Source organism: Pseudomonas sp. EGD-AK9, assembly GCF_000465935.2.
GTDB lineage: Bacteria > Pseudomonadota > Gammaproteobacteria > Pseudomonadales > Pseudomonadaceae > Aquipseudomonas.
In genome coordinates this window covers 1-5,273 of the sequence record NZ_AVOF01000234.1, presented here as the reverse complement: position 1 = coordinate 5,273, position 5,273 = coordinate 1, and the positions used below count along the sequence as shown (strand labels likewise).

Below are 5,273 nucleotides of genomic sequence, written 5' to 3'. Positions count from 1 at the left end.
GAACTCGTCGCCGCCGATGCGCGCCAGTTCGGCGTGGCGCGGCAGCTGGTGACCGAGCTGGGCGGCCAGCTGGCGCAGCAACTGGTCGCCGGCGGAGTGACCGCAGAGGTCGTTGACCTGCTTGAAGCGATCCAGGCCCAGGTGCAGCAAGTGGCTGAAGCGGCGCCGGGCGGTGCCGCTCAGGGTCTCGGCGAGCAGCCGTTCCAGCTCGCGGCGGTTGTGCAGGCCGGTCAGGGTGTCGTGCGCGGCCAGGTGCTGCAGGCGTTCCTCAAGGGCGCGGCGCTCGCTGAGGTCGACCACTATGCCCTCGATGCCGTCCTGGTTCGGCCGCCGGTGCAGCGACAGGTAGACCCAGCGTTCGCGCTGCTGCAGGTCGTGCAGCGGGCATTCGCAGCTGACGGCGCCGGCCTGGGCGTCGAGTTGCTCCAGCAGCTCGCGCCAGCGCTGCTCGCCGAGCAGGCGTTGCAGGGTCAGGCCCTGCAGGCTGGCGCCATCCGCCGCGCCGCCGAGCAGGCGCGCCAGGCTCGGGTTGGCCTCCAGCAGGCTGCCGTCGCGGCGGCAACGGAAGATGCCCTCGCCGCTGTGGCGGAACAGCGCCTGGTACTGCTCGAGGTTGTCGATGGCCTGCGCCTGGCTGCTCAGCAGCACGCGGCGCACGCGCTCCAGCTGCTTGTCGAGCAGGGCGCCGAACAGCAGCATGCTCAGCGCCGGCAGGTAGGCGTAGAGGTAGTAGAAGCCGGCCGGCAGCGGGATCAGCCCGGCGCGGCTCAGCGGCACCAGCAGCATCAGCAGCAGCGCCATGCTCCAGCACAGCAGGTAGCCGGGCGCGTAGGGGCGACGCAGGCGCACGCCGAGGCTCATCAGCAGCAGCTGGTAGAGGCCGCTCAGCAGGATCAGCAGGTTCAGCGTCTGGTAGGTGCGCGGGTGTTCGAGCAGCAGGCCGCCCAGGCTGACCAGCAGGGTGGCGGCGAACAGCGCGTCGCGCAGCCAGCGCAGGCGGCCCAGTTCCAGGCGCAGGGCGCTGGCGATGAACAGCGAGCTGAAGAGCAGCATGCCGGCGGTGGACAGGTTGACCAGCCAGGGCTGCAGGCCCGGCCAGTGCCCGCCGAGCAGACCGACCAGGCCGTGCAGGCTGGCGTTGTACAGCGCCACGCACAGCGCGGTGAGGCTGAAGTAGGCCAGCTGGGGCTCGCGCAGGGTGCTGTACTTGATCAGGTAGAACAGTGCCAGGGCGAGCAGCGCGCCCACCAGCAGGCCGCTCTGCAACCAGCTGTGGGCGATCAGTTGCTGGCCCTGGGCGGCGCCGACCAGCTGCAGCGGCAGGTTGATCGCCGAATCGCTCTGTACCCGCAGCAGCAGGCTGTGCGGGCCCTGGCCGAGGCGCGGCAGGCTGAGGAGAAACTGCGGGTAGGGCTCGCCGCGTTCCGCGAAGGGGCGCCGGGCGCCGCTGTACAGCGGGCCGAGCGGCTGCGTGCCGGCGAACAGCCAGACCTCCAGGTCGTCGAGGAAGGTCTGCCCGACTATCAGCTGCAGGCGTTCGGCGGCCGGCGCCTGCAGCTGCACGGCGAGCCACCAGGCGCTGCGCGAATAGCCGATGCGTGCGCTGCCCTGCACCGGCTGGCCTTCGCTGGCGATACGCTGCAGCACCTCGGCGGCGCTCAGCTGGCCGCTCGGGTCTTCCAGCAGCAGGCTGCGTTCGACGGCCACCGGTCGCGCCAGGTCGGCGGTGCTCAGCTGCAGCAGCGGCAGCTCGCCAGCGGCCCGGGCCGCGAGGGTGCAGCTCAGGCACAGCAGAACCATCAGTGAGCGAAGCGGGTGAACCATCCAGGGCGCCTCAAGAGCAACTACGAGGGCGCCTGAATCCGGCGGATGCCGTCCAGTCACTGGAGCGGTCGGGCGCCGGAGGATTCTAACCGAGTGCTGGCGCGATGATTGCGCGGCGGGTCTCATCGGTTCAGGCTGGGCGACGAATGACCGCCGGCACCGGGCAAATGCCGCCCATGCTGTAACGAGGCACGCCAGACCTGCTCTAATGGCTGGCCGTCGCCGAGGACTTGTTGATGCACGCCATGCTGCCCCTGCTCGACCAGCTGGCCTTTCCGCCCATCCGTCGCGGTGTGCTGGAAGCGCTGCAGGTCAACCTGACTTACCGCTGCAACCAGCGCTGCCTGCATTGTCACGTCAACGCCGGGCCGACCCGCACCGAGGCCATGAGCGACGAGTGCCTGGCGGTGCTGCATCGGGTGATCGATGCCCATCCGGTGCACACCCTGGATCTCACCGGCGGCGCCCCGGAGCTGCACCCGCGCTTTCGCGAGATAGTGCGGCACGCGCGGCGCGAGGGCCTGCGGGTGATCGACCGCTGCAACCTGACCATACTCGGCGAGCCGGGCCAGGAAGACCTGGCCGAGTTCCTCGCCGGCGCCGGCGTCGAGGTCACCGCCTCGCTGCCCTGCTACTCGCGCGAGAACGTCGACCGCCAGCGCGGCGACGGGGTGTTCGCCGCCAGCATCGCCGGTCTCAGGCGGCTCAACGCCCTCGGCTACGGCCAACCCGGCAGCGGCCTGCTGCTCAACCTGGTGTACAACCCGCAGGGCCCCAGCCTGCCGCCGCCGCAGGCGGCGCTGGAGGCCGACTACAAGCGCCACCTGGCCGAGGACTTCGGCGTCCGCTTCGACCACCTGCTGTGCATCACCAACCAGCCCATCGCCCGCTTCGGCAGCACCCTGGTCAGCAAGGGCCAGTTCGCCGCCTATATGCAGCTGCTGCGCGACAGCTACCGGCCGGAGAATCTGGAGGGCCTGATGTGCCGCAGCCTGGTCAGCGTCGACTGGCAGGGCTACCTCTACGACTGCGACTTCAACCAGATGCTCGATCTGCCGCTGGCGTTGATCGGCCGTGAGCGTGCCCATCTGCGCGACCTGCTCGATGCGCGTCTGGACGGCAACCCCATCGTCAGCCGCGACCACTGCTTCGCCTGCACCGCCGGGCAGGGCTCCAGTTGCGGCGGTGCGCTGCATGACTAGGCCGTGCGCCGTGCGCACCCTACGAGACGCGCGGGAGGCGCTGACCGATGAATAGCCGCAAACTGGCCCTGATGGGCCTGATCCTGGCGCTGCTGGGCAGCTTCTTCGTCTTCGACCTCGGCCAGTACCTCAGCCTCGACGCGCTCAAGGCGCAGCAAGCCGCGCTGAATGCCCAAGTCGCCGCCCAGCCCTGGCAGGCCGCCGGACTGTTCTTTCTCGCCTATGTGCTGGTAACGGCGCTGTCCCTGCCGGGCGCGGCGCTGATGACCCTGCTCGGCGGCGCGCTATTCGGTCTGCTCGAAGGCTTGGTGCTGGTGTCCTTCGCCTCGACCCTGGGCGCCAGCCTGGCCATGCTCAGCAGCCGTTTCCTGCTGCGCGACTGGGTGCAGCAGCGCTTCGGCCGGCGTCTGGCCGGGATCGATGCCGGGGTCGAGCGCGAGGGGGCCTTCTACCTGTTCGCCCTGCGCCTGGTGCCGGTCTTCCCGTTCTTTCTGATCAACCTGGCCATGGGCCTGACCCGCCTGCCGCTGCGTACCTACTGGTGGGTCAGCCAGCTGGGCATGCTGCCCGGCACCCTGGTCTACGTGAACGCCGGGCGCGAGCTGGGCCAGCTGGAGTCGCTGGCCGGCATCCTCTCGCCGGGGTTGCTCGGCGCCTTCGTCCTGCTCGGCGTTTTCCCCTTGCTGGCCCGGCGTGCGCTCGATGTGCTCCAGGCGCGCCGGGTCTATGCCGGCTGGCACAAGCCCAAGCGCTTCGAGCGCAACCTGCTGGTGATCGGCGCCGGCGCCGGCGGCCTGGTCAGCGCCTACATCGCCGCGGCGGTCAACGCCAAGGTCGGCCTGATCGAGAAGCACCGGATGGGCGGCGACTGCCTGCACAGCGGCTGCGTGCCGTCCAAGGCGCTGCTGCGTTCGGCCAAGCTGGCTCATGAGCTGGGCCGCGCCGAGGCGCTGGGGATTCGCGGGGTGCAGGGCCAGGTGGATTTCGCCGCGGTGATGCAGCGCATCCAGAATGTGATCGCCGCCATCGAGCCGCACGATTCGGTCGAGCGCTACAGCGGCCTGGGCGTCGAGGTGATCCAGGGCCAGGCGAAACTGGTGTCGCCCTGGGCGGTGGAGGTGAACGGTGAGCGTATGACCGCACGCAGCATCGTCATCGCCGCCGGGGCGCGGCCGCGGGTGCCGGAGATTCCCGGCCTGGAGCAGGTGCGTAGCTATACCAGCGAGAGCATCTGGGGCCTGCGCCAGCAGCCGCGCTGGCTGCTGGTGCTGGGCGGCGGGCCGGTGGGCTGCGAGCTGGCCCAGGCCTTCCAGCGCCTGGGCAGCCAGGTGATCCTGCTGCAGCGCAATGCGCGCCTGCTGCCGCGCGAGGACGAGGACGCCAGCGCGCTGGTGCTGACCAGCCTGCGCGACGACGGTGTCGACGTGCGCCTGCGCCACGTGGTCGAGCGCTTCGAACTGGTCGAGGGTGAGCAGCGCGTGCTGGTGCGCGACTTAGGCAGCGGCGAGCAACGCAGCATCGCCTTCGACGCCGCGCTGCTGGCGCTCGGTCGCCAGCCCCATGTCGACGGCTATGGCGCCGAGGAACTGGGCCTGGCGCTGCGCCCCGACGGCAGCCTGGAAACCGACCAGTACCTGGCCACGCGCTTGCCCAATATCTACGCGGTGGGCGACGTCACCGGGCCCCACCAGTACACCCACGTTGCCGCGCACCAGGCCTGGTACGCCGCGGTCAACGCGCTGTTCGGCGGCCTCAAGCGCTTCAAGGTGGACTACCGCACCATCCCCCACTGCACCTTCACCGACCCCGAGGTGGCGCGGGTCGGCCTGAGCGAGCGCGAGGCGCAGGAGCAGGGCATCGCCTTCGAGCTGACTCGCTTTGGCCTCGACGACCTGGACCGGGCCATAGTCGACGACGTCGCCCGCGGCTATGTGAAGGTGCTGACCGAGCCGGGGCGCGACCGCATTCTCGGCGTGAGCATAGTCGGCGCCCAGGCCGGCGAGCTGCTCGCCGAGTACGTGCTGGCGATGAAGCACGGCCTCGGCCTGAACAAGATCCTCGGCACCACCCACAGCTACCCGACCCTGGCCGAGGCCAACAAATACGCGGCCGGGCAATGGAAGCGCGCCCATGCGCCGCAGGGGCTGCTGCGCTGGGTCGAGCGTTTTCACGCCTGGAGGCGCGGCTGATGCGGGCGCTGTGGCTCGCGCTGCTGTTGGTCGCGGCGCCGGCACTGGCGGAGAACCG

The 5,273-nt window shown here is 70.3% G+C and carries 3 protein-coding genes; 2 read left to right on the top strand and 1 reads right to left on the bottom strand.

The window, feature by feature from the left end; genetic code table 11:
• Window positions 1–1,824: diguanylate cyclase (locus tag N878_RS11965; RefSeq protein ID WP_031303082.1), on the bottom strand; the 1,824-nt coding region annotated here is incomplete at its 3' end.
• 236 nt (window positions 1,825–2,060) lie between these two features.
• Here N878_RS11965 and arsS point away from each other — a divergent pair.
• Both arsS and N878_RS11955 read left to right on the top strand, forming a co-directional pair.
• On the top strand, window positions 2,061–3,026 hold the full coding sequence (gene arsS / locus N878_RS11960) for an arsenosugar biosynthesis radical SAM (seleno)protein ArsS (protein ID WP_021443891.1): 966 nt from the start codon (window positions 2,061–2,063) through the stop codon (window positions 3,024–3,026).
• A 47-nt stretch (window positions 3,027–3,073) separates the two neighbouring features.
• Entirely contained in the window at window positions 3,074–5,215 is a 2,142-nt protein-coding gene (locus N878_RS11955; protein ID WP_021443890.1) for an FAD-dependent oxidoreductase, read from the top strand.
• The last annotated feature ends 58 nt before the right edge of the window (window positions 5,216–5,273 follow it).